The 20,284-nt window shown below is 70.3% G+C and carries 16 protein-coding genes; 12 read left to right on the top strand and 4 right to left on the bottom strand.

Annotated features, from left to right (window positions below; translation table 11 throughout):
* Positions 1-16: 16 nt before the first annotated feature.
* Positions 17-310 (bottom strand): DUF1488 domain-containing protein, encoded by a 294-nt coding sequence (locus M2352_RS20000; RefSeq protein ID WP_264666263.1) that lies wholly within the window; start codon positions 308-310, stop codon positions 17-19.
* Between the two features lie 154 nt (positions 311-464).
* Here M2352_RS20000 and M2352_RS19995 point away from each other — a divergent pair, with 154 nt between their 5' ends.
* From M2352_RS19995 to ybaK, 3 genes are read left to right on the top strand one after another with little or no spacing between them, the layout of a single operon-like run.
* The gene (locus tag M2352_RS19995) at positions 465-1,862 is read left to right on the top strand and encodes a M20/M25/M40 family metallo-hydrolase (protein ID WP_264666262.1); all 1,398 of its coding nucleotides are present in this window, start codon (positions 465-467) and stop codon (positions 1,860-1,862) included.
* Positions 1,863-1,874: 12 nt separating this feature from the next.
* Positions 1,875-2,657 (top strand): phosphatase PAP2 family protein, encoded by a 783-nt coding sequence (locus M2352_RS19990; RefSeq protein WP_264666261.1) that lies wholly within the window; start codon positions 1,875-1,877, stop codon positions 2,655-2,657.
* Positions 2,590-3,072 carry a Cys-tRNA(Pro) deacylase gene (gene ybaK, locus M2352_RS19985; RefSeq protein ID WP_264666260.1) on the top strand — a complete coding sequence of 161 codons (483 nt, stop codon included), beginning with the start codon at positions 2,590-2,592 and terminating at the stop codon, positions 3,070-3,072. The genes M2352_RS19990 and ybaK overlap by 68 nt, the downstream gene beginning before the upstream one ends.
* Before the next feature lie 25 nt (positions 3,073-3,097).
* Here the strand turns inward: ybaK and M2352_RS19980 are convergent, their stop codons facing one another.
* Positions 3,098-4,111 (bottom strand): LysR family transcriptional regulator, encoded by a 1,014-nt coding sequence (locus M2352_RS19980; RefSeq protein ID WP_264666259.1) that lies wholly within the window; start codon positions 4,109-4,111, stop codon positions 3,098-3,100.
* A gap of 373 nt (positions 4,112-4,484) precedes the next feature.
* On the opposite strand from M2352_RS19980, the gene M2352_RS19975 reads away from it, so the two are divergent.
* The 4 genes from M2352_RS19975 to M2352_RS19960 all read left to right on the top strand — a co-directional run bounded on the left by M2352_RS19975 (position 4,485) and on the right by M2352_RS19960 (position 13,293).
* On the top strand, positions 4,485-9,722 hold the full coding sequence (locus M2352_RS19975; protein ID WP_264666258.1) for an alpha-2-macroglobulin family protein: 5,238 nt from the start codon (positions 4,485-4,487) through the stop codon (positions 9,720-9,722).
* Positions 9,723-9,739: 17 nt separating this feature from the next.
* Positions 9,740-11,797 carry a penicillin-binding protein 1C gene (pbpC, locus tag M2352_RS19970; RefSeq protein WP_264666257.1) on the top strand — a complete coding sequence of 686 codons (2,058 nt, stop codon included), beginning with the start codon at positions 9,740-9,742 and terminating at the stop codon, positions 11,795-11,797.
* 5 nt (positions 11,798-11,802) lie between these two features.
* A complete protein-coding gene (locus M2352_RS19965) occupies positions 11,803-12,732 on the top strand; it encodes a VOC family protein (RefSeq protein ID WP_264666256.1) in 930 nt (309 codons plus the stop codon).
* A 117-nt stretch (positions 12,733-12,849) separates the two neighbouring features.
* Positions 12,850-13,293: a BON domain-containing protein gene (locus M2352_RS19960; protein WP_264666255.1), complete on the top strand. Its 444-nt coding sequence runs from the start codon at positions 12,850-12,852 to the stop codon at positions 13,291-13,293.
* Here M2352_RS19960 and M2352_RS19955 read toward each other — a convergent pair.
* Entirely contained in the window at positions 13,290-13,946 is a 657-nt protein-coding gene (locus M2352_RS19955) for a hypothetical protein (RefSeq protein WP_264666254.1), read from the bottom strand. The genes M2352_RS19960 and M2352_RS19955 overlap by 4 nt on opposite strands.
* 21 nt (positions 13,947-13,967) lie before the next feature.
* On the opposite strand from M2352_RS19955, the gene M2352_RS19950 reads away from it, so the two are divergent.
* From M2352_RS19950 to M2352_RS19940, 3 genes are all read left to right on the top strand, one after another.
* Entirely contained in the window at positions 13,968-14,168 is a 201-nt protein-coding gene (locus M2352_RS19950; RefSeq protein ID WP_264666253.1) for a hypothetical protein, read from the top strand.
* Positions 14,169-14,632: 464 nt separating this feature from the next.
* Positions 14,633-15,397 carry an SDR family NAD(P)-dependent oxidoreductase gene (locus tag M2352_RS19945; protein ID WP_264666252.1) on the top strand — a complete coding sequence of 255 codons (765 nt, stop codon included), beginning with the start codon at positions 14,633-14,635 and terminating at the stop codon, positions 15,395-15,397.
* Between the two features lie 14 nt (positions 15,398-15,411).
* On the top strand, positions 15,412-16,011 hold the full coding sequence (locus M2352_RS19940; protein ID WP_264666251.1) for a GNAT family N-acetyltransferase: 600 nt from the start codon (positions 15,412-15,414) through the stop codon (positions 16,009-16,011).
* On the opposite strand, the gene M2352_RS19935 is transcribed toward M2352_RS19940, so the two are convergent.
* Positions 15,963-17,654 carry a monovalent cation:proton antiporter-2 (CPA2) family protein gene (locus M2352_RS19935; RefSeq protein WP_319802054.1) on the bottom strand — a complete coding sequence of 564 codons (1,692 nt, stop codon included), beginning with the start codon at positions 17,652-17,654 and terminating at the stop codon, positions 15,963-15,965. The genes M2352_RS19940 and M2352_RS19935 overlap by 49 nt on opposite strands.
* Before the next feature lie 179 nt (positions 17,655-17,833).
* On the opposite strand from M2352_RS19935, the gene dctP reads away from it, so the two are divergent.
* On the top strand, positions 17,834-18,970 hold the full coding sequence (gene dctP, locus M2352_RS19930) for a TRAP transporter substrate-binding protein DctP (RefSeq protein WP_264666249.1): 1,137 nt from the start codon (positions 17,834-17,836) through the stop codon (positions 18,968-18,970).
* Between the two features lie 203 nt (positions 18,971-19,173).
* On the top strand, positions 19,174-20,280 hold the full coding sequence (locus M2352_RS19925; protein WP_264666248.1) for an ABC transporter ATP-binding protein: 1,107 nt from the start codon (positions 19,174-19,176) through the stop codon (positions 20,278-20,280).
* Positions 20,281-20,284: the final 4 nt, after the last annotated feature.

Raw genomic sequence — 20,284 nt, 5'->3', positions numbered from 1 at the left:
ACGGATCCCCGCGTCCCTATCGCTTCCCCGGACCCGCCTGCCGCACGTCGCGGGCGGTCAGGTGGATGTTGGCGTCGGGATCCAGGCGGCGGTCCAGGATGCGCAGCTCCACCGCCCGCTCGAACGCCGGGCGGTTGTCGTGGAAGAAGGCGCTGGCCTCCTCCGGCGTCGGACGCCGCTCCATCAGCGAGGTGAAGGCGCGGCGCTCCACGAACACCTGGCCCACATACTCCCCCACCTGCACGGTGAAGACCAGGCGGTCCGCCTCGAAATCCCAGTCGGCGTCGTCGGGAAACTGGAACAGGGGCATAGGGCGATCCGGGGCTGGGAAAAGGGGCCGAGCGTCCATCCTAGCGCCCGGCAGCCAGCCGGCAAATGGGTTTGACAGCCCGAAACCCGCCACCCATCCTTTCCCGCAAAATCAACGCACCCCGCACACCCGCGGGACAGGGATAGACGAGATCATGACCACCCCGACCATCGCGCCGGTCCTGGCCGAAGCCGACCGCGCCTTCGACCAGTCCGTTGCCCGTCTCATCGACCTGCTGCGCATCCCCAGCGTCAGCTCCAAGCCCGACCACGAGGGCGAGGTGCGCCGCGCCGCCGCGTGGCTGACCCGGGAGCTGGAGGCGCTGGGGTTCCAGGCCGGCGTGCGCGAGACCGGGTGGCTGCCCGCGGTGGTGGCCCATTACCCCGGCCCGGCGGATGCGCCGCACATCCTCTATTACGGCCACTACGACGTGCAGCCGCCCGAACCGCTGGAGTTGTGGAACAGCCCGCCGTTCGACCCGGTGATCGTGGAGGCGCAGCACGGCCCCCGTCTGGTCGCCCGCGGGGCGGTGGACGACAAGGGACAGGTGATGACCTTCCTCGAGGCGTTCCGGCTGTGGAAATCCGTCCACGGGTCGCTGCCCATCCGCATCACCGTGCTGCTGGAGGGCGAGGAGGAATCCGGCAGCCCGTCCCTGAAAGCCTTCCTGCGCGACAACCGCGCCGAACTGGCGGCGGACGTCTGCGTCATCACCGACACCAACGCCTGGACCATCGACACCCCGGCCATCACCACCCGCCTGCGCGGCCTGCTGTATGTGGAAGCCACGCTGACCGGCCCCAGCCACGACCTGCATTCCGGCATGTTCGGGGGGGCTGTGCTGAACCCCATCAACGCGCTGACCCGCATCCTGGGCCAGATCCACGACGATCAGGGCCGCGTGCAGTTCCCCGGCTTCTACGATGGTGTTGCCGAGGCGTCGAACGAGGAAAAGGCCATCTGGAACGGTCTGGGCTATGACGAGGCGGCGTTCCTGGCCGGCGTCGGCCTGAAGACCCCGGCGGGGGAGGCCGGGCGGACGCTGGCCGAGCGGCTGTGGTCGCGCCCCACCTGCGATATCAACGGCATCATCGGCGGCTACACCGGCGAGGGGGCCAAGACCGTCATCGCGTCCAAGGCCACGGCGAAATTCTCCTGCCGTCTGGTGCCGGGGCAGGATCCCGAGGCCGTGCTGACGGGGATCAAGGCGTTCTTCGCCGCCCGTCTGCCCCCCGACGCGCAGATCGAGTACAAGACCTTCGGCAAGTCGCCGGGGTTCTGCGTGCCCACCGATTCCCCCTATCTGCGGGCGACGCTGGACGCGCTGGGCGACGTGTTCGACAACCGCCCGGCCATGGTCGGCAGCGGCGGGTCGATCCCGGTCGGCGGCTATGTGCTGGATGAGCTGGGCATCGATTCCATCTTTGTGGGATTCGGGCTGGAGGACGACCGCATCCACTCTCCCAACGAAAAGTTCGAGCTGCGCTGCTACAAGAACGGCATCCGTGCCCATATAGCCATGCTGGAGCGGTTCGCGGCTCTGAAACCCTGACGGAGCGAGTGGATGAGGAGCACGATCGAAGCTCTGCTGGCGCGCATCGGCCGCCATGAACTTCCGGTTCTGCTGACGGTTCTGGTGGTGGCGGCGTTGCTGCTGGGCTTCGTCGAACTGGCGGGGGCGGTGCTGGAGGGGGAGATCACCGCCTTCGACCGTTCCCTGCTGTTGCTGCTGCGCAACCCCGCCGACGTGTCCGATCCCATCGGGCCGGGGTGGCTGGAGAACGCCGCCCGCGATATCACGGCGCTCGGCAGCACGGTCAACCTGACGCTGCTGGTGCTGGCGGCGGTGGGGTATCTGGCGCTGACGGCCAAGCGGGCCGCGGCGGTGATGGTGCTGGTGTCGGTGGGCGGCGGCATGATCCTGTCCACGCTGCTGAAGATGGGCTTCGGCCGCCCCCGTCCGGATCTGGTGCCCCACGGCGATGTGGTCTATACCGCCAGCTTCCCCAGCGGGCACGCCATGCTGTCGGCGGTGGCCTTTCTGACGCTGGGCGCGCTGATGGCGCGGGTGCAGCCGCGGCGGCGGGTCAAGGCGTACATCCTGCTGTCGGCGGTGCTGCTGACCGTCCTGGTGGGGTGCAGCCGGGTCTATCTGGGGGTGCACTGGCCGACCGACGTGCTGGCCGGCTGGTGCGTGGGGGCGGCATGGTCGGCCATCTGCTGGCTGGCGGCCCTGTGGCTGCAGCGCCGCGGGGTGGTGGAGAAGGAAGGAACGGGGAATGGCGGCGAAGGGGACACCGGCGGTCAGCGCGGCCAAGGCGGCGGGGATTGCGTTCCGTCTGCTTGAATACGACTACGACCCCAACGCCGACGCCATCGGGCTGGCGGCGGCGGACGCGCTGGGGCTGGACCCGGCCATGGTCTACAAGACGCTGGTGGCGCAGGTGGACGGCAAGGCGCTGGTGTGCGCCGTCATCCCCGTGGCCGCCCGCCTGGACCTGAAGGCGCTGGCCGCGGCGGCCAAGGGGAAAAAAGCCGATCTGGCCGACCCGGCGGCGGCGGAACGCTCGTCGGGCTATCTGGTGGGCGGCATCAGCCCGCTGGGCCAGAAACGCCGCCTGCCCACCTTCATCGACGAAAGCGCCGCGGCGTTGGACGAGATGGTGGTCAACGGTGGGCGCCGGGGCCTGCAGATCGCGCTGAAGCCCGCCGACCTCGCCCGCGTCCTGGGTGCCGCCGTGCTGCCGATCATGACGCCATAAAGGGCATCACGCCGTAAGGGGAGCATCACACCTTGGGCGCCGGTCCGGCATCGCGGATCCACGCCGCGCACGCGGCGGGATCGAAACGGCGTTCGGATGGCACCGTCTCCAGCGCATCGTTGACCACGGCCAGGAACGCCCGCTCCGCCCGGTTCAGCCGGGCGGCGGGGTTCCACAGCAGGTGCAGGTTCATGGGGCACACCCCTTCTTCCGGGGGCAGGGGCCACAGCCGGCCCTCGGCCACCTCGCGGGCGGCGGCGTGCATGGGCAGCGGACCGATGCCCAGGCCCGCGACGATCATCCGCCGCACCTCGTCCATGTTGGAGGAGGCGCCGGCGATGCGGGTGTCCAGCCCCTCCTGCACGCGGAACACGGCCAGCGGCGCCATGATCCCGTCGATCTGGTCGCTGGTGAACGACACCCAGGTTTCCCCCTTCAGGTCCGCCGGCTCCAGCCCCGAACGTCCGAACAGCCGGTGGCGGGGGCCGCAGTAGAAGCGGAAGGTCTGGCGGGTGAACAGCCGGTGTTCCAGATGCGCCGGCTCGCCGCGCAGCAGGCCGATGCCGCAGCACGCCGCCTTTTGCTGGAGGGCCGCGTGGATGTCGGCGCTGGCCATCACGTCGATTCGCAGGTCGGCGGCGGGGAACAGCGCGTTGAAGCGTTGCAGAACGGCGTCGAGAATCGCCGCCTCGATCCGGCTGACCAGCAGCAGCCGCACGGTGCCCGACACCGCCTCCTGCTCCGGCGCATCGTGGACCAGCAGGCCGAACCGCGCGATGGTCCCGAAAATGTCGCGGACCTCTTCATGGATGAGCGTGCCGGCACGGGTGATGGTGAACCGCCCCTGGCCCCGCTCGATCAACGGGCATCCCAACTGGTCTTCGAGCCGTTTGAGCGCCTGACTCACCGCCGGTTGCGTCAATCCGAGGCGGGAGGCCGCGCGGGTCACGCCCCCTTCCTCCACGATCACCAAAAAGGTGCGCAGAAGGTTCCAGTCCAGATGATGGCCGCCGCGGTCGCTATCCAAGAGGGCGCTCATATAAATTGACCTTATGGGAAGGATGCAGAATATCCATTTGTGGATTGGAGAAAAGGTAATTTTAATTCGGCGCAGTTGGCCCGGCCCGTTGACCGCCCCGGTGGCGCGGACAGCAGGACCGCAATGGCCCGGCAAGGGCGGTCAGGGAGAGGGGGTGTCCGGTACAGGGCCGCACGACGGTCCCGGACACCCGGCAGAGACGCGGCGGCACCCCGGACAACCGGGGGCCGCCGTTGCCGTCTCCACCCCCGTCTTATGGATGATCTTCCGGCCATCTGCCGTTCGGCTGGCTTGGGACAAAGCGCGAACTTCGCTATGATCCCGCCCGCGTCCCGTGCCGTGGGGCGTGGTTTGCCCGAATGGGGGGTGCAGCATGTCCCGCCGTCTGCTGGTCCGCGTGTGGTTCTGCCTGTGTCTGATGCTGGGAATGCTGGCCGTGGCCGCACCGGGGCGGGCGGACTACGCGCCACCCGGCCTGGGCAGCGACGCCGCGGCCTATGCCAACCCCATCCGGGCCAAGGCCCCTCCCCAGTCCACCGCCGCCCAGCGGGCCGACGCCACCAAACGGGCGCAGGCGGCCCTGGCGAAAAAGGACATTCCCGCCGCCATCGCCGCCTATGAGCAGGCCATCGCCCTGGGGGCGGAGGAGGGGCCGGCGTGGCTGGCGCTGAGCGATGCGTGGATGGCCCATCCCAAGCCCAGCCGCGACCACGCGCTGCAAGCGGCCTTCCTCGCCTACCAGAACGGCTCGCCGGAGATCCAGGCGGCGGCCCTGTGGCGGCTGGCCGATCTGTTCGACAGCGTGTTCAACAACCCGGCGGAGGCGCTGCGCGCCCTGCGCACCCTCCGCGAGATCCCCGACCTGACGCCGGAAATCCTGCAAGGCCGGGCGCCGGGGCTGGAGGCGCGCATCGCCGGGCTGCGCGCCCGCATCGGGCTGACGCTGGCCTCGGTGGCGGCGGATGCGGAAACCACGCCGCCGCGCGCCTGCTTCCGCTTCGCCGATCCCCTGTCGGAGCGCAAGGAGGTGCGGTTCGCCGATTTCGTGCGGGTGGAGCCGGCGGTCAAGGGCGCGGTTGACGCCCGCGGGAACAGCCTGTGCGTGACCGGACTTGCCCACGGCACCAGCTATGCCGTCACCCTGCGCCAGGGCCTGCCCGGCGCCGACGGGCTGGTGCTGAAGGCCGACGAGACCCACACCGTGCGCGTGCCCGACCGGGCGGCGGCGGTGGCGTTCCGCGGGCCGGGCTTCATCCTGCCCCGCACGGGGAACGAGGGGGTGCCGGTGGTGACCGTCAACCTGGAACAGGTGAAGGTCACCGTCTTCCGCGTCAACGACCGCAATGTCGCTCCCAACATCCGCAACCGGATTCTGGAGCCGCTGAACGAATACGCCGCCGAGGATGTCGGCGACGACTGGGGCGAGAAGGTGTGGGAAGGGCGCCTGACCACCACCGGGGAGCGGAACCGCGAGATCACCACCCTGCTGCCCTTCCGTCAGGCGGTGCCCGAGCCCAAGCCCGGATTCTACGCCGTGATGGCCGAGCCGGTGGACGTGGCGCAGGAGGCGGTCCCCTATGTCCGCGCCACCCAATGGCTGCTGGTGTCCGACATCGGGCTGACCGCCTACCGCGGGGCGGACGGCATCACCGTCTTCGCCCGTTCCTTCGGCACCGCCAAGCCCATGGCGGGGGTGGATGTGGCGCTGGTCGCCCGCAACAACAACGAACTGGGCCGCATCACCACCGACGCCGACGGGCGGGCCAGCTTTCCCGCCGGGCTGGCGCGGGGGGGCGGCGGCAACACGCCGATTTCGGTGATGGCCTATGCCGGGGCGGATTTCGCCGCCCTGGATCTGAGCACCGCCGCCTTCGACCTGTCCGACCGCGGCGTCGGCGGGCGGCCCCAGCCGGGGCCGATGGACGCCTTCCTCTACACCGACCGCGGCGTCTACCGGCAGGGGGAGACGGTCAACATCACCACCCTGCTGCGCGATGCCCGGACGGAGGCGGTGGAGGGCTTCCCCCTGACGGTCAAGGTGCTGCGCCCCAGCGGCACGGAATATTGGGCGGGTACGCCGATACCGGGGCCGGGGGGCAGCTATGTGCTGCCGCTGGCGCTCAGCCGCACTGCCCCCCTGGGCGGCTGGACCGTCCAGGCCTTCACCGACCCCAAGGGGGCGGCGGTGGGCAGCGCCACCTTCCAGGTGGATGATTTCGTGCCGGAACGGCTGGCGGTGGACCTTACCCCCTCCGCCCCCATCATGGAGGTGGGCAAGCCGTTCCAGGTGCTGGTGAAGGGCCGCTTCCTCTATGGCCCGCCCGCCGCCGGCCTGCCCGGCACGGCGGAGGTGTCGCTGCAGCCCGACCCCAACCCCTATCCCCAGCACCGCGGATACCGTTTCGGTCTGGTGCAGGAACGGTTCGAGCCCAAGGTGGAGCCGCTGACCTTCGACGGCACCGACGCCCAGGGGCAGGCGGCGGTTGAGGTGACGCTGCCGCCGCTGCCCGACACCACCCGGCCCCTGCGCGCCGAGGTGCGGGTGGCGGTGTCGGAGCCGGGCGGGCGCCCGACGCGCCAGTCGGTGAGCTTCCCCGTGCGGACCAAGGCCTACGCCGTCGGCATCCGCCCGCGCTTCGACGGCGGGCGGCTGGGCGAGGAGGAAGAGGCGTCGTTCGAGGTGATCGCGGTCGCCCCCGACGGCACCCCGCTGGCCAAGCCCGGCCTGTCCTGGTCGCTGGTGGAGGAGCGCACGACCTATCAGTGGTACATGAAGGACGGGCGCTACACCTACCGCGCCTTCACCCGCGACAGCCCGGCGGCGTCGGGCAAGACGGACCTCGGCACCGCCGGCCCGGCGGTGATCGCGGCGGGCAAGCGCCCGGTGGGCCGCTACCGGCTGGAGGTGGCGGATTCCGCCACCGGTGTCGCCTCGTCCCTGCGGTTCTCGTCGGGGTGGGTGATGGGGCCGGGCACCGGCGACACGCCCGACACGCTGGAACTGATCGCCGACAAGCCGGCCTACACGCCGGGCGAGACGGCGCGGCTGAAGCTGACCCCGCCGTTCGCGGGGGAGGTGCTGGTCACCATCGCCACCGACCGCGTGTGGGGGGTGAAAACCCTGTCGGTGCCGGCCACCGGCGGCACGGTGGACATTCCCGTCGATGCCGCCTGGGGGCCGGGCGCCTATGTCATCGCCACCGCCTACCGCCCCCCGGTGAAGGGGAAGGAGCGGCAGCCGGTGCGCGCCATCGGTGTGGCGTGGCTGGGCATCGACCCGGCGGTGCGCCGGCTGGACGTGGCCTTCGCCGACCCGCCCAAGGTGGCGCGTCCGCGCCAGCCCGTGGAGCTGGCCCTGAACGTCGCCCCCGCCGGCGGCGGACGGGCCGAGGACGCCTGGGTCACCCTGGCTGCGGTGGACGAGGGGATCCTGCAGCTCACCGATTTCCAATCCCCCGATCCGGGCCGCCATTATTTCGGCAAGCGCCTGCTGGGGCTGGACCTGCGCGACGATTACGGGCGGCTGCTGGAGATGCTGGACGGGCCGTTCGGGGCGTTGCGCCAGGGCGGCGATTCCAGCGGGGCGGCGCTGCCGGTGGTGCCCTTCACCGTGGTGTCGCTGTTCAAGGGGCCGGTGACGGTGGGGCCGGACGGGATGGCGCGGGTCCGGTTCGACATTCCCGATTTCAACGGTGAACTGCGGCTGATGGCGGTGGCCTTCGGCAAGGGGCGGCTGGGATCGGCCTCGGCCAGGCTGACCGTGCGCGACCCGCTGGTGGCCGACGCGGTGATGCCCCGCTTCCTCGCCCCCGGCGATGCCAGCCAACTGACCGTCTCGCTCCACAATGTGGAGGCGGCGGCGGGGTCCTACCGCGTGGCGGTGACCGGCGGCGGGGCGGTGGCGGTGGACAACGGCATCCAGACCGTGGATCTGCCGGCCGGGGAGCGCCGCACCTTGTACCTGCCCTTCCGCGGGGTGCAGGCGGGCATCGGCTCGGTGGCGCTGGAGGTGGCCGGGCCGGGGGGCTTCGCGGTGCGCCACGCGTACGGCATCACCGTCCGGCCCTCCCGCCCGGTGGAAACGCAGTTCGTGACGCAGCAGCTTGCCCCTGGCGCGTCGGCGGACCTGACCGCCGCCACGCTGGCCGGCTTCCTGCCGGGGACCGGGCGGGTGGCGGCCACGTTCAGCGCCGCACCGCCCTTCGATCTGGCGGGGATCCTCCAGGCGCTGGACCGCTACCCCTTCGGCTGCACCGAGCAGACCATCAGCCGTGCCCTGCCGCTCCTGGTGGTGCGCGACGTGGAATCGGCGCTGGGCCGTTCGGACAAGGGCGACACCGGGCTTGAGGGCCGGGTGGGACAGGCGGTGTCGCGGGTGCTGGACCGCCAGCGCTACGACGGGTCGTTCGGCCTGTGGAGTGCGGTGGGGGATACCGATGCGTGGCTGACCGCCTATGCCATGGAATTCCTGGTCCGGGCGCGCAACGGCGGCTATCCGGTGCCGGACCAGCCGTTGCGCAACGGCATGGACTGGCTGCGCCGCCATCTGGTGGACGGCGGGCGGGAACCGGCGGATCTGGCGTCCCGCGCCTATGCCCTGCACGTGCTGGCGCTGGGCGGGGTGTCGGTGCCGGGGCCGGCGCGCTATCTGCACGATGCCTTCCTCGACCAGATGCCCACGCCGCTGTCCAAGGGGCAGGTGGGGGCGGCGCTGGCCCGGCTGGGCGACAAGGGGCGGGCGGAAAGCGCCTTTGCCTCTGCCGTGTCGCAGTTGACCCGCAAGCCCTGGTGGGTGGATTACGGCAGCACCGTGCGCGACGCCGCCGCCCTGGTGGCGGTGATGGGCGAGGTGCAGATGCTGGGCAACCGGTTGCAGACGCTGGTGGACCGGCTGCCGGCGTCGGAAACCACGGCCAGGCAGACCAGCACCCAGGAACAGGCGTGGATCGTCATGGCCGCCGACGCGCTGATGCGCGGCAAGGCGCCCCTGCGCCTGACCGTCACCGGTGCCGTTGGTGGTGCTGGCGGGGCGGGGAAGGGCGATCCGGTCATCATCGCTCCGCCGCCCGAGGCCCTGGCCCAGGGGGTGCGCGTCGCCAACGCAGGATCCGAGGCGGTGTGGCAGGCGGTGTCCCTGTCGGGCATCCCGGCGGAACCGCGCCCGGCGGCGCGGGAGGGGCTGCGCATCAAGCGCAACTTCTTCACCCGCAGCGGCGAGCCGCTGAACCTCGACCAGCTTCGCCAGAACGACGTGTTCGTCATCGTTCTGGAGGGGGAGGCGAACACCGGCCTGGACCATCAGGCCATCGTCGTCCACCCGCTGCCGGCGGGGTGGGAGATCGAGAACTCCCACCTGGGGGCCGCGGGCACCGACGACATGCCGTGGCTGACCGACATGACCACGCCCTTGTCGGTGGAGGCGCGCGACGACCGCTATGTCGCCGCCGTCGATCTGACCGAGGATCAGACCCGCTTCAAGCTGGCCTATCTGGTGCGGGCCGTCACGCCGGGGAACTATGAACTGCCCGGCGCGCAGGTGGAGGACATGTACAAGCCCCGCTTCTTCGCCCGGCAGGCGGTGGGCCGCATCACCGTCCTGCCGCCGCCCTGATCCGGGGAGCGGGCGTCATGGGGCGCCGCATCCGGCGGTGGACGGCGGGGCTGGCCCTGGTGCTGGCCGGGCTGGGGCTGGCGGCGGTGGCGCTCGACCGGCTGTTCCCGCCCGACCTGTCGCGGCTGGCCGACCTGTCGCCCGCGGTGGTGGACCGCGACGGGCGGCCCCTGCGCGTGTTCCTGAACGGGGAGGGGGCGTGGCGGCTGCCGGTGGCGGAGCACGGCCCGGTGGACCCGCTGTTCGTCCGCCTGCTGCTGGCCTATGAAGACCGGCGGTTTTGGGATCATGCCGGCGTCGATCCGCTGGCGCTGCTGCGGGCGGCGGGGCAGAACGCAGCCTCGGGCCGGGTGGTGTCGGGGGCGTCCACCCTGACCATGCAGGTGGCCCGTCTGTTGGAGCCGCACCCGCGCAGCCTGACCGGCAAGCTCCGCGACATGGCCCGCGCCGCCCAGTTGGAGGCGCGGTTCGGCAAGGACGCCATCCTGTCCTTCTACCTGACGCTTGCCCCCTATGGCGGCAATCTGGAGGGGGTGCGGGCGGCCACCCGTGCCTATTTCGCCAAGGAGCCGCAGGAACTGACGGTGGGGGAGGCGGCCTTGCTGGTGGCCCTGCCGCAATCGCCCACGGCGCTGCGCCCCGACCGTTTCCCCGAGCGCGCGCGGGCCGCCCGCGCCAAGGTGCTGGACCGGGCGCTGGAAGCCGGCGTGCTGACCGGGGCCCAGGTGCGGGAAGGGAACGGAGAGCCCATTCCCACCGCCCGCGAACCGGCGCTGATGGATGCCGCCCATCTGGCCGAACGGCTGGTGCGCACCCATCCGGGGGAACGGGTGCTGCGCACCACCCTCGACGGGCCGCTGCAGCGCGCGGTGCAGGATCTGGCGCGGGCCGAGGCCGCGGGCCTGCACGAACAGGCCGGGCTGGCCATCGTGGTGGTGGACAACGCCAGCCGCGCGGTGCTGGCGGCGGTGGGCGGGCCGGACCCGCTGGACGACCGCCGGCAGGGCTGGGTCGATCTGCTGCACGCCCGCCGCTCGCCGGGGTCGGCGCTGAAGCCCTTTATCTACGGGCTGGGGTTCAACGACGGGCTGATCCACCCGGAAACCCTGGTGGCCGACGTCTCCACCCGCTTCGGCGACTATGCCCCGCGCAATTTCGACCGCGATTTCGACGGCGACCTGACCATCCGCGAGGCCTTGCAACGGTCCCTCAACGTGCCGGCGGTGGCGGTGCTGGACCGGGTGGGGCCGGTGCGCTTCGCCGCCGCCTTGGAACGGTCGGGCGTGCGCCTGACCCTGCCGCGCGGGGTGGAGGTGCCGGGGCTGCCGCTGGCGCTGGGCGGGGCGGCGGTGGACCTGTGGGACATGGCCGCCCTCTACGCCGGGTTGGCCAACGGCGGGCGGGTGGCTCCCTTGCGCGCCCTGGCCGATGCGCCCAGGGCCGAGGGCGTCTCCCTGATGGCCCCCGCCGCGGCGGCACAGGTGCTGCGCATCCTGGAAGGGGCGGCTCCCCCCGCCGGGGTGGTGCAGGCGCAGGAGGTGCGGCGCCGCCGCCCGGTGGCGCTGAAGACCGGGACCAGCTTCGGCTTCCGCGACGCCTGGGCCTTCGGGGTGTCGGGGCGCTATACGGTGGGGGTGTGGACCGGGCGGCCCGATGGGACACCCGTCCCGGGACATTACGGGCGCAACACCGCCGCCCCCATCCTGTTCCGCGTGTTCGACCGGCTGCCGCCGGAGCCGGGGGGGGCGGCCCTGGCCGGCATGGCGCAGGCGCCGGCACTGCTGCGCCGGCTGGGCGGCGGCGATGGGGGGCCGCCCGCGCTGGCCGCCGATCCGCCGCGCCTGATCTTCCCCCTGGATGCCGCCACCGTGGAGCGGATGGGGGAGGACGAGCCGGTGATTCTCAGCGCATCGGGGGGCCGGCGGCCGCTGACGTGGCTGGTGGACGGGCGGCGCATCGCCACCACCCCGGTGGCCCGCGACGTGCCGTGGCGGCCCGACGGACCGGGGTTCGCCCGCATCACCGTGGTCGATGCGGACGGGCGAAGCGATTCCGTGGGCGTCGAGGTGCGTTGACGCGCTTGCTCTCTGCCGCGCGCTGCTCCACCATCGCCGCCGTTTTGGGGGCGTCCAGACACGAGGAAGAGATGGGGGCTTACGGCATCAACGGTATCGGCCATCTGGCGGTCGCGGTGCGCGATGTGGAAAAGGCGCGGGAAACCTTCACCCGGCTGGGCTTTTCCATGGGCACCCTGGGGCGGAGCGCGGCGTTGCAGACCGCGGGGCACAGCGCCCGGTTCGCCGACGGCGATTCCCTGGACCTGCTGGCGCTGGAGGGCGCGCACCCCTTCACCGCCCCCGCTGCCGACCTGCTGAGGGAACGCGAGGGGGCCGCGTTCCTGGGGCTGAAGGCCGACGACGCGCGGGCGGCGTGGGTGGCTCTGACATCTGCCGGGCTGTCGGGGGGCGACGTGGTGGATTCCGCCGTGGTGGGCGGGGACCAGGACGTGCGCCTGTCGGTGACGCCGGTGGCGGCCAGCGCCGTTCCCGGTGCCACGGCGCTGGTGATCCAGCGGCACGGGCGCGACGCCCTGTGGCAGGGGGAGGCGCAGACCCACGAGAACACCGCCCAGGGGCTGGCGGCGGTGATCGTCACCGCGGCGGATGTGGATGATGTGGCCGGTGCCTATGGCCGGCTGTTCGGGACCGAGCCGTCGGCCCACGGATCCGCCCGCGTGGTCACCACCGGCACCGCACCCGTCGTGGTCGCCACCCCCGATTCCCTGCGCTGGACGTGGGGCGACGACCCGCTGCTGGACCTGCCGGTGCCGCGGCTGGCCGGCGTGGTGGTGCGGGTGTCGTCCCGCGACGCCGCCCAGCAGGCGCTGCAAAAGAGCAAGCTGCCCGCCATGGGCAGCGACGCCATCTTCCGCGTCGGCTCGGCCCACGCCCACGGCATCCTGCTGGCCCTGAGCGAAAGCCTGGATCTGGGGCGTCTGATTCCGCGGTGACGGAAGAGGTTTGACGCGGCGTGTCCGGGGGCGGGGGGCCTCCCCCTTTTCCCCGGCCAACCTTCGCCGTCCGGCCCTGTTGTTCCGTACAGGATCACAGCGGATGGAGGCAGCGCCATGGATCTGAAAAACTGGGACCGGGACAAGGGCATCCTGCGCGAAGGGGAACGTCTGGGCCAGGTCGCCAACAGCTCCGGCGAGGACCGCGCCATGCGCGACGGCTGGCGGGCGGAGGAGCGGCAGCGCGCGGCCCAGGCATTCGCCCAGCCGGGCGTGCCGGGGGATGCGGCCATCCGCGGCGCCATCGTCCAGCGGCTGGCCTATGATGCCTGCGTGGACGAGGGCGACATCATCCTGACCGTGCAGGACGGGGTGGTTGGCCTGGACGGGCTGGTCAACGATCATCTGGCCCGCCAGCGGGCGGGGGAGATCGCGGCGGCGGTCGATGGCGTGCGCAGCGTCCGCAACGGGCTGACCGTGCGCAACCTGTCCGCCGCCGTGCCGCTGCCCGGCACCATGGAATCCCTGGACGGCGATCCCGGCACCGGGCGGATGGGCTAGGCGGCCAGCGGACTGAGGCTGGGGGCCGGGACCGGCGGTCCGATGGGGATAAGGCCGTCCTCGATCCGGCTGATGATCCCTTTGGCGTCCATATGGCCGGGAACGCGGGGGTTGAGGCTGTGCCGCTTGCCCGGAATCGTACACCGCGCCGCCGGGCGGAAGGAATTGGCGCGGCCCAGCGCGTCGTCGCCGCCGATGACCTGGACCACGCGGGTAAAGGCCGGGGGCGTGTTCACCACCGCGCCCAGGGTCACCACCGTCACCTGATCGTAGAGCGGGGAGCCGGTGGGGTGGGCATGGGCATAGCGTTCAAGGGCGCAATCGATGACCAGGCTGCCCTTGCTGTGCCCCACCACCCAGCGCAGGCCGGGCGGGGCCGCATCCAAGAGGGCGGACAGGGCGATGATGTCCCGCTGTGCCGGGATCAGGTGCACCAGACCGTTGAGCGGCCTGTGCCGGTCGATGGCGCCGAACAGGAACCAGCCGCCCAGCGCCTCCGCCATCAGATCGGCCATGCCATAGCCGGACACGATCCCGGCTACGGGCGCGCCCAGCGCATCGGCGACGTTGCGCGCCAGGGCCGCCGTGCCGAGAATGGAGCTTCCCACCCCGGCCACGGCGATGGCGGCAAAGCTGTTATCCGTGCCCTGCAAGAAAGCGCCGACGGAAGCAAAATGGCGGATTCCCTGCCCCGGCCCTGTGGGGGAAACAAGGATGATGTGCCCTTCGCAGAAAATATGCCCATCGCTGTTGTTCAATTCATGCAGGTGCAGTCTTTCCGCGCTGCTCAAGGAACCGATATCGTAAAATATCTGGTCGATCATGCTGTTCCTGGCCCTGACCGGGGCCAGGGCGATGTCGCAGAGCGAACCTAAAATGCTCATGGCCGGTTCTTTCTTTATCTGAAAGTTGATTTCGCTGGCAAAATTCAAAAAGATGCATCCATGCAATGGATATGCAGGCAATCGGCTGCGCAAAACCCAAAAACACACTTTTTTGCCGTACGTCCATGGCAATGCTGTCAGGTTAAGAAGCCCTCTCCTCCCCGCAGGGCAGCCGCAGATGCAGCATATGATCCTATTTAGGTTTATCATCATCCCAGCAAAGGCTGGGATTCAGACGGTCTCTCCACGCTCAGCACTTTGAGAACCAAGAGACTCACGTCGCCGTTGCCGCGGCTCAGCACCTGGCTTCCCGCTTTCGCGGGCATGGCGATAATCCTTATCGGGACGATAAAGTCCTCTGTGCGATTGCCCTGCCCCCGCCGCCTTGACGGGGCGGGCGGGGGGCGCTATCGCCTTGAGGGCATTTCGCCCGGCTGCTTGCAAGGATCCCGCCCATGCCCGGTTCCACCCCGTTTTCCCTGTCGGGCCGTCACATTCTGGTGACCGGGGCCTCCACCGGCATCGGGCGGGCGGTGGCGGTGGCGGCGGCGGGGCTGGGGGCGCGGGTGACGGTGACGGCCCGCAACGCCGGGCGTCTGGCCGACACCGCCGCAGCACTGGCGGGGGAGGGACACCGGGCCGCCCCCTTCGACCTGTCCGACACCGACGCCATCCCCGCCTGGATCAAGGTCCAGGCCGCGGACGGCGGCCCGTTCGACGGGCTGGCCCATTGCGCGGGCGTGCAGGTGGGAAAGCCGGTGCGGTCGGTGGACCGCGCCTTCTTCGACCAGACCATGCACGTGAACCTGCTGAGCGCCTTGTCCCTGGCCCGCGGGCTGCGGCAGAAGGGATGCCATGGGCCTGACGCCTCGGTGGTCTTCGTCGCCTCGGTGGCGGCGCTGATCGGACAGCCGGGCAACGTGGCCTATGCCGCCAGCAAGGGCGGGCTGGTGGCCGCCGGGCGGGCGCTGGCCATGGAGCTGTTGCGCGACGGGATCCGCGTCAACTGCGTCGCCCCCGCCCTGGTGGAGACCGAGATGATGGACCGTTTCCGCACCACCATCACCGACGACCAGTTCGCCGCCGTGCGCAACGCCCACCCCATGGGCTTCGGCAAGCCGGAGGATGTGGCGAACGCCATTGCCTTTCTGCTGGGACCGGGCAGCCGGTGGATCACCGGCGTGACGCTGCCGGTGGACGGCGGCTATCTGGCGGTGTGAGGAGACAGCATCCCATGCCCTTCCGTTTCCGCCCCCCCACCCTGGACGATGCCGGTCTGCTGCTGCGCTGGCGCACCGATCCGGTCATCACCCGGTTCATGTATACGGATATCGAGAATCCCGACGAGGAGCGGCAGAGGGAATGGCTGGCCGCCGCTGCCGGGCGGGCGGATTTCTGCCATTTCGTGATCGAGCACGCGGGGCAGCCCATCGGTTATCTGTCCTATTCCGACATCGACCGGGTGAACCGGCGCTGTTCATCGGGATCGTACATCGGTGACCGCAGCGCCGGGGGTACGGTGCCGGGGCTGCTCAGCACGTTCATCCTGGATTATTGTTTCTACGGGCTGGGAATGAACAAGATCGTCAACAGCTTTCTGGCCGGCAACGATGGCGTGATCCATATCCAGCGCCTGCTGAAGTTCCGCGAGGTCGGGGTGCTGCGGGAGCATATCTTCAAATACGGCCGCTTCCACGACGTGACCCTGTTCGAGATGACACGGGCCGAGTGGGAGTCCAGGCGCCACCCCTTCACCCGCGAACACACGCTGGCGGCGTTCGGCGTTCAGTCGTCCCCGGACGAAACGGATTTCGGCCCGGCCAGCGGGGCGTAACCGTCGCGGCGCAGCGCGTCCAGCGTCTCGTCCACGATGTCCACCGGCACGCCGGTGGAGCGCATGACCAGACCGGCCATCTGCAGGCTGGCCTCGATGGTTTCGGGCACCACGGCGGTGGCCCCGGCCCGCTCCAGCCGCTCCACCTGCCCCAGATCGTGGGCGCGCACCACGATGGGCAGGTCGGGGGCCTGCCGCCGGATGCTTTCCACCGCCCGCACCGCCAGCGCCGGCTGGTTGACGGTGACCAGCGCCACCCGTGCCCGCTCGATGCCGGCGGCCCGCAGCACGCCCCCGTGGCTGGCATCGCCGTAATAGACCGGCAGCCCGGCCGCGCGCGAGGATGAGACCCGCTGCGGTTCCAGATCCAGGGCGATGAAGGGGATGCCCTGGCGGGTCAGCACGCGGGCCACGGCCCGGCCCACGCGGCCATAGCCGGCGATCAGCACATGGCCCTTGATGTCGCTGGTCTCGATGCCGAATGCCTCGGCCCCCCAGCGGCGTTCGATGGCCGACGCCCCGCGGTGGGCCAGCGCGCCGATGGCCGGGGTCACCGCCATGGACAGCGCCACGACCGAGGTCAGGATCTGCCCCGTCTCCCCGGTCAGCACCGACAGCCCCACCGCCTTGCCGATCAGGACGAAGGCGAATTCGCCCCCTTGCGACAGCAAGAGCCCCACCCGCAGCGACGTGGCCGTGCCCAGCCCCGACAGCCGGCACAGCGCGAACAGCAGCGTGCTCTTGCCCAGCAGCAGCCCGGCGGTGACCAGCAGGATCTGCGGCGCGTGGGTCAGCATGAAGGGCAGGTCCAGCGCCATGCCGACGGTCATGAAGAACAGGCCCAGCAGCAGGCCGCGGAACGGTTCGATGTCGGCTTCCACCTGATGGCGGAACGCGGTGTCGGCCAGCAGCAGCCCGGCCAGGAACGCCCCCAGCGCCATGGACATGCCCGCTTCCAGCGTCACCCACCCCACCGCCAGCACCAGCAGCAGGTTCATGGCGGTGAACACCTCGGGGTGGCGGGATGCCGCCACATATTCATAGACCGGGCGCACCACGAACCGGCCCAGCAGCATGATGACGCCGATGGCGGCGACACCCTTGGCCAGTGCCAGGGCCAGCGCCTGGACGATGCTGGTTTCGGGCGATGCCAGCAGCGGCAGCAGCGTCAGCAGCGGCACCACCGCCAGATCCTGAAAGATCAGCACCGCCACCGACACGCGTCCGAAACGCGCCACCGTCTCCCCCCGTTCCACCAGCATCTTCAGCACGGTGGCGGTGGAGGAGAAGGCCAGAGCCCCCCCGACCACCAGCGCCGATTCCGGCCGCAGCCCCAGCCCATAGGCCGCCAGCCCCAGCACGGCGGTGGTTCCCACCACCTGGAACAGCCCCAGCCCGAACATGAACCGCCGCATGGCCTGAAGCCGCGACAGCGGCAATTCCAGCCCGATGGCGAACAGCAGGAACACCACGCCGAATTCCGCCAGAATGTCGGGAATGGTGCGGTCCACCACCGGCCCCGGCGTATGCGGCCCCAGCATGATGCCGGCGGCGAGGTAGCCCAGAACCGCGGGGATGCGCAGCTTCTGGAACACCGGCACCACCACCACCGCGGCCAACAGCAGGAACAGGACGTCAATCAAAAGGCGTGTATCGTGCATGATGGCGGCGGTGACAGGACGGGGACGATGTGTCGCATGGACCATCCGCACGCCGGGGTCAAGCAAAAGCCGCGCGTGCTCATCGGTTAAACCCCTTGCGCGACAGACGTTTCCAGCGTGTAAACTGGTCCCGACAGCAAGACGGACAGGAGAAAGCCGGCGTGAAACGGCGCGATTTCCTGACGGTGGGGGGGAAAACGGCCGCGGCTGCCGGGGTGGCCGGTGCGGCCGCGATGACGGGTCCGGGACCGGCGAAGGCCGGGCCGGCGGTGCGCTGGCGGCTGGCCTCCAGCTACCCGAAAACCCTGGATTCCATCCATGGCGCCGCCGAACGAATCGCCGCCCGCGTGCGGGGCGCGACCGATGGCGCCTTCGACATCCAGGTCCACGCCGCGGGCGAACTGGTACCGGCCCTGGGCGTGTTCGGTGCCGTGTCCGCCGGCACGGTGGAGTGCGGGCTGACCGCCGCCGCCCTGGCCGCGGAGCGTGATCCGGTCCTGTGTTTCGACACCGGCATTCCTTTCGGTCTCAACGCCCGCCAGCACGCGGCGTGGATGATGCACGGCGGCGGGGCGGGGCTGATGGGCACGGTCTTTGCCGATCACGGCATCGTGGCCTTTCCCGCCGGCAACACCGGGGCGCAGATGGGCGGGTGGTTCCGCCGGGCCGTCAACCGGCCGGATGATCTGCGCGGTCTGACCATGCGCATCGCCGGTCTGGGGGCGTCCGTGATGGAGCGGCTGGGGGTGTCGGTGCGGTCGCTGCCCGGTGATGCGCTGGCCGATGCCCTGGCCGCCGGCACGCTGGATGCGGCGGAATGGTCCGGCCCTTACGACGACCAGCGCCTCGGCCTCCACCGTGGTGCCTCCTATTATTACTATCCCGGCTGGTGGGAGGGGGCGGCGCAGGCGTCGCTGATGGTCCACCGCCCGCTGTGGGACGCGCTGCCCCCGTCCTATCGGGTTATTCTGGAACAGGCGTGTGCCGAAACCGGGGCCTGGATGCTGGCCAAGTACGATTCCCTCAACGCCATCGCGTTGCGCCAGCTCGTGGGGGCCGGCGTGGTGCTGAAGCCCTTTCCGCCCGCGGTGATGGATGCGGCCTACAGCGCCGCCTTTGCGCTGTACGAGGAGCGGGCGGAGTCGGATACGCGGTTCCGCACCATCTACCGCGCCTGGGGCCGATTCCGGGAGGAGGAACAGATGTGGTTCCGCGTCGCCGAAAACAGTTTCGACAGCTACCTCTACGCCCAGCCCGGCCAACCCTTCGCAGATGCAGCGCCCCGGGCGGCGCGATGAGGCGGAAACAGGCAAAATCCCTGTTTGCAGTGCACAAGAATTCGGCATCGATGGAAAGTGGCTACAAAGCGTTCAAACGGGCTTGTCTATTTTCTTAAACACAGCTACCGTCTGTTCCGCGATACCGGCCCGGCGCGCAGCGCATGACTGACAGGGTTGCGCAAGGCCGGTCCGACATTACGGGAAAGAGGGTGGCTCGGCACATGGACGGCGGCATGACGGTCACGGCGCAGGCCCTGGTGCGGTTCCAGGGAGTCCAGAAAACCTATGACGGCGAGCACCTCGTCGTGAAAAGTCTGGATCTCGACATTGCCAAGGGGGAATTCGTCACGCTGCTGGGGCCGTCGGGCTCGGGCAAGACCACCACGCTGATGATGCTGGCGGGGTTCGAGGTGCCGACCCACGGGGAAATCTACCTCGACGGGCGCCCCATCAAGAACATGCCCCCGCACAAGCGCGACATCGGCATGGTGTTCCAGAACTACGCCCTGTTCCCCCACATGACGGTGGCGGAGAACCTGGCGTTCCCCTTGAGCGTGCGCAAGATGTCCAAGGCGGAGATCGGCCAGCGGGTGGACCGGGCGCTGGAGATGATCAAGCTCCAGCCCCTGCGCAACCGCCGTCCGGGCCAGCTTTCCGGCGGGCAGCAGCAGCGCGTGGCGCTGGCCCGCGCGCTGGTGTTCAACCCCCAGCTCGTGCTGATGGACGAACCCCTGGGCGCGCTCGACAAGCGGCTGCGCGAGCATATGCAGCTCGAGATCAAGCGCATCCACGAGACGACGGGCATCACCGTGGTCTACGTCACCCATGACCAGGGGGAGGCGCTCACCATGTCCGACCGCATCGCGGTGTTCAACGACGGCATCATCCAGCAGATCGACAGCCCCGATGCGCTCTATGAGCGGCCGGTCAACAGCTTCGTCGCCAATTTCATCGGTGAAAACAACGCGTTGAGCGGTGTTGTCGAAAATCTTGAACAGGGGTTCTGCACCGTGCGGCTGGACGGCGGCGGATCGGTGGTGGCGCTGGCGGCCAACGTGGCCGGTGCGGGGCGCCGCACCACCCTGTCGATCCGCCCCGAACGGGTGTCGCTGGCCCCGGCCGACGGCGGCGAGGGGCCGAACCGGCTGCCCGCGGTGCTGCTGGAAACCATCTATCTGGGCGACCACGCTCTGGCGGTGCTGGAGGTGGCGGGCAATTCCGAATTCATGGTCAAGCTGCCCGCCGGCGGGCACGTGGGTCTGAGCCACGGGCAGGCGGTGACCGTCACCTTCCGGCCCGAGGACTGTAGGGCGCTGGACGCGGTGTGAACCG

It is taken from the genome of Azospirillum fermentarium (genome assembly GCF_025961205.1).
GTDB classification, from domain to species: domain Bacteria; phylum Pseudomonadota; class Alphaproteobacteria; order Azospirillales; family Azospirillaceae; genus Azospirillum; species Azospirillum fermentarium.
Note: the sequence above shows the minus strand (reverse complement) of the source record. Positions and strands in the feature narration are given on the sequence as shown.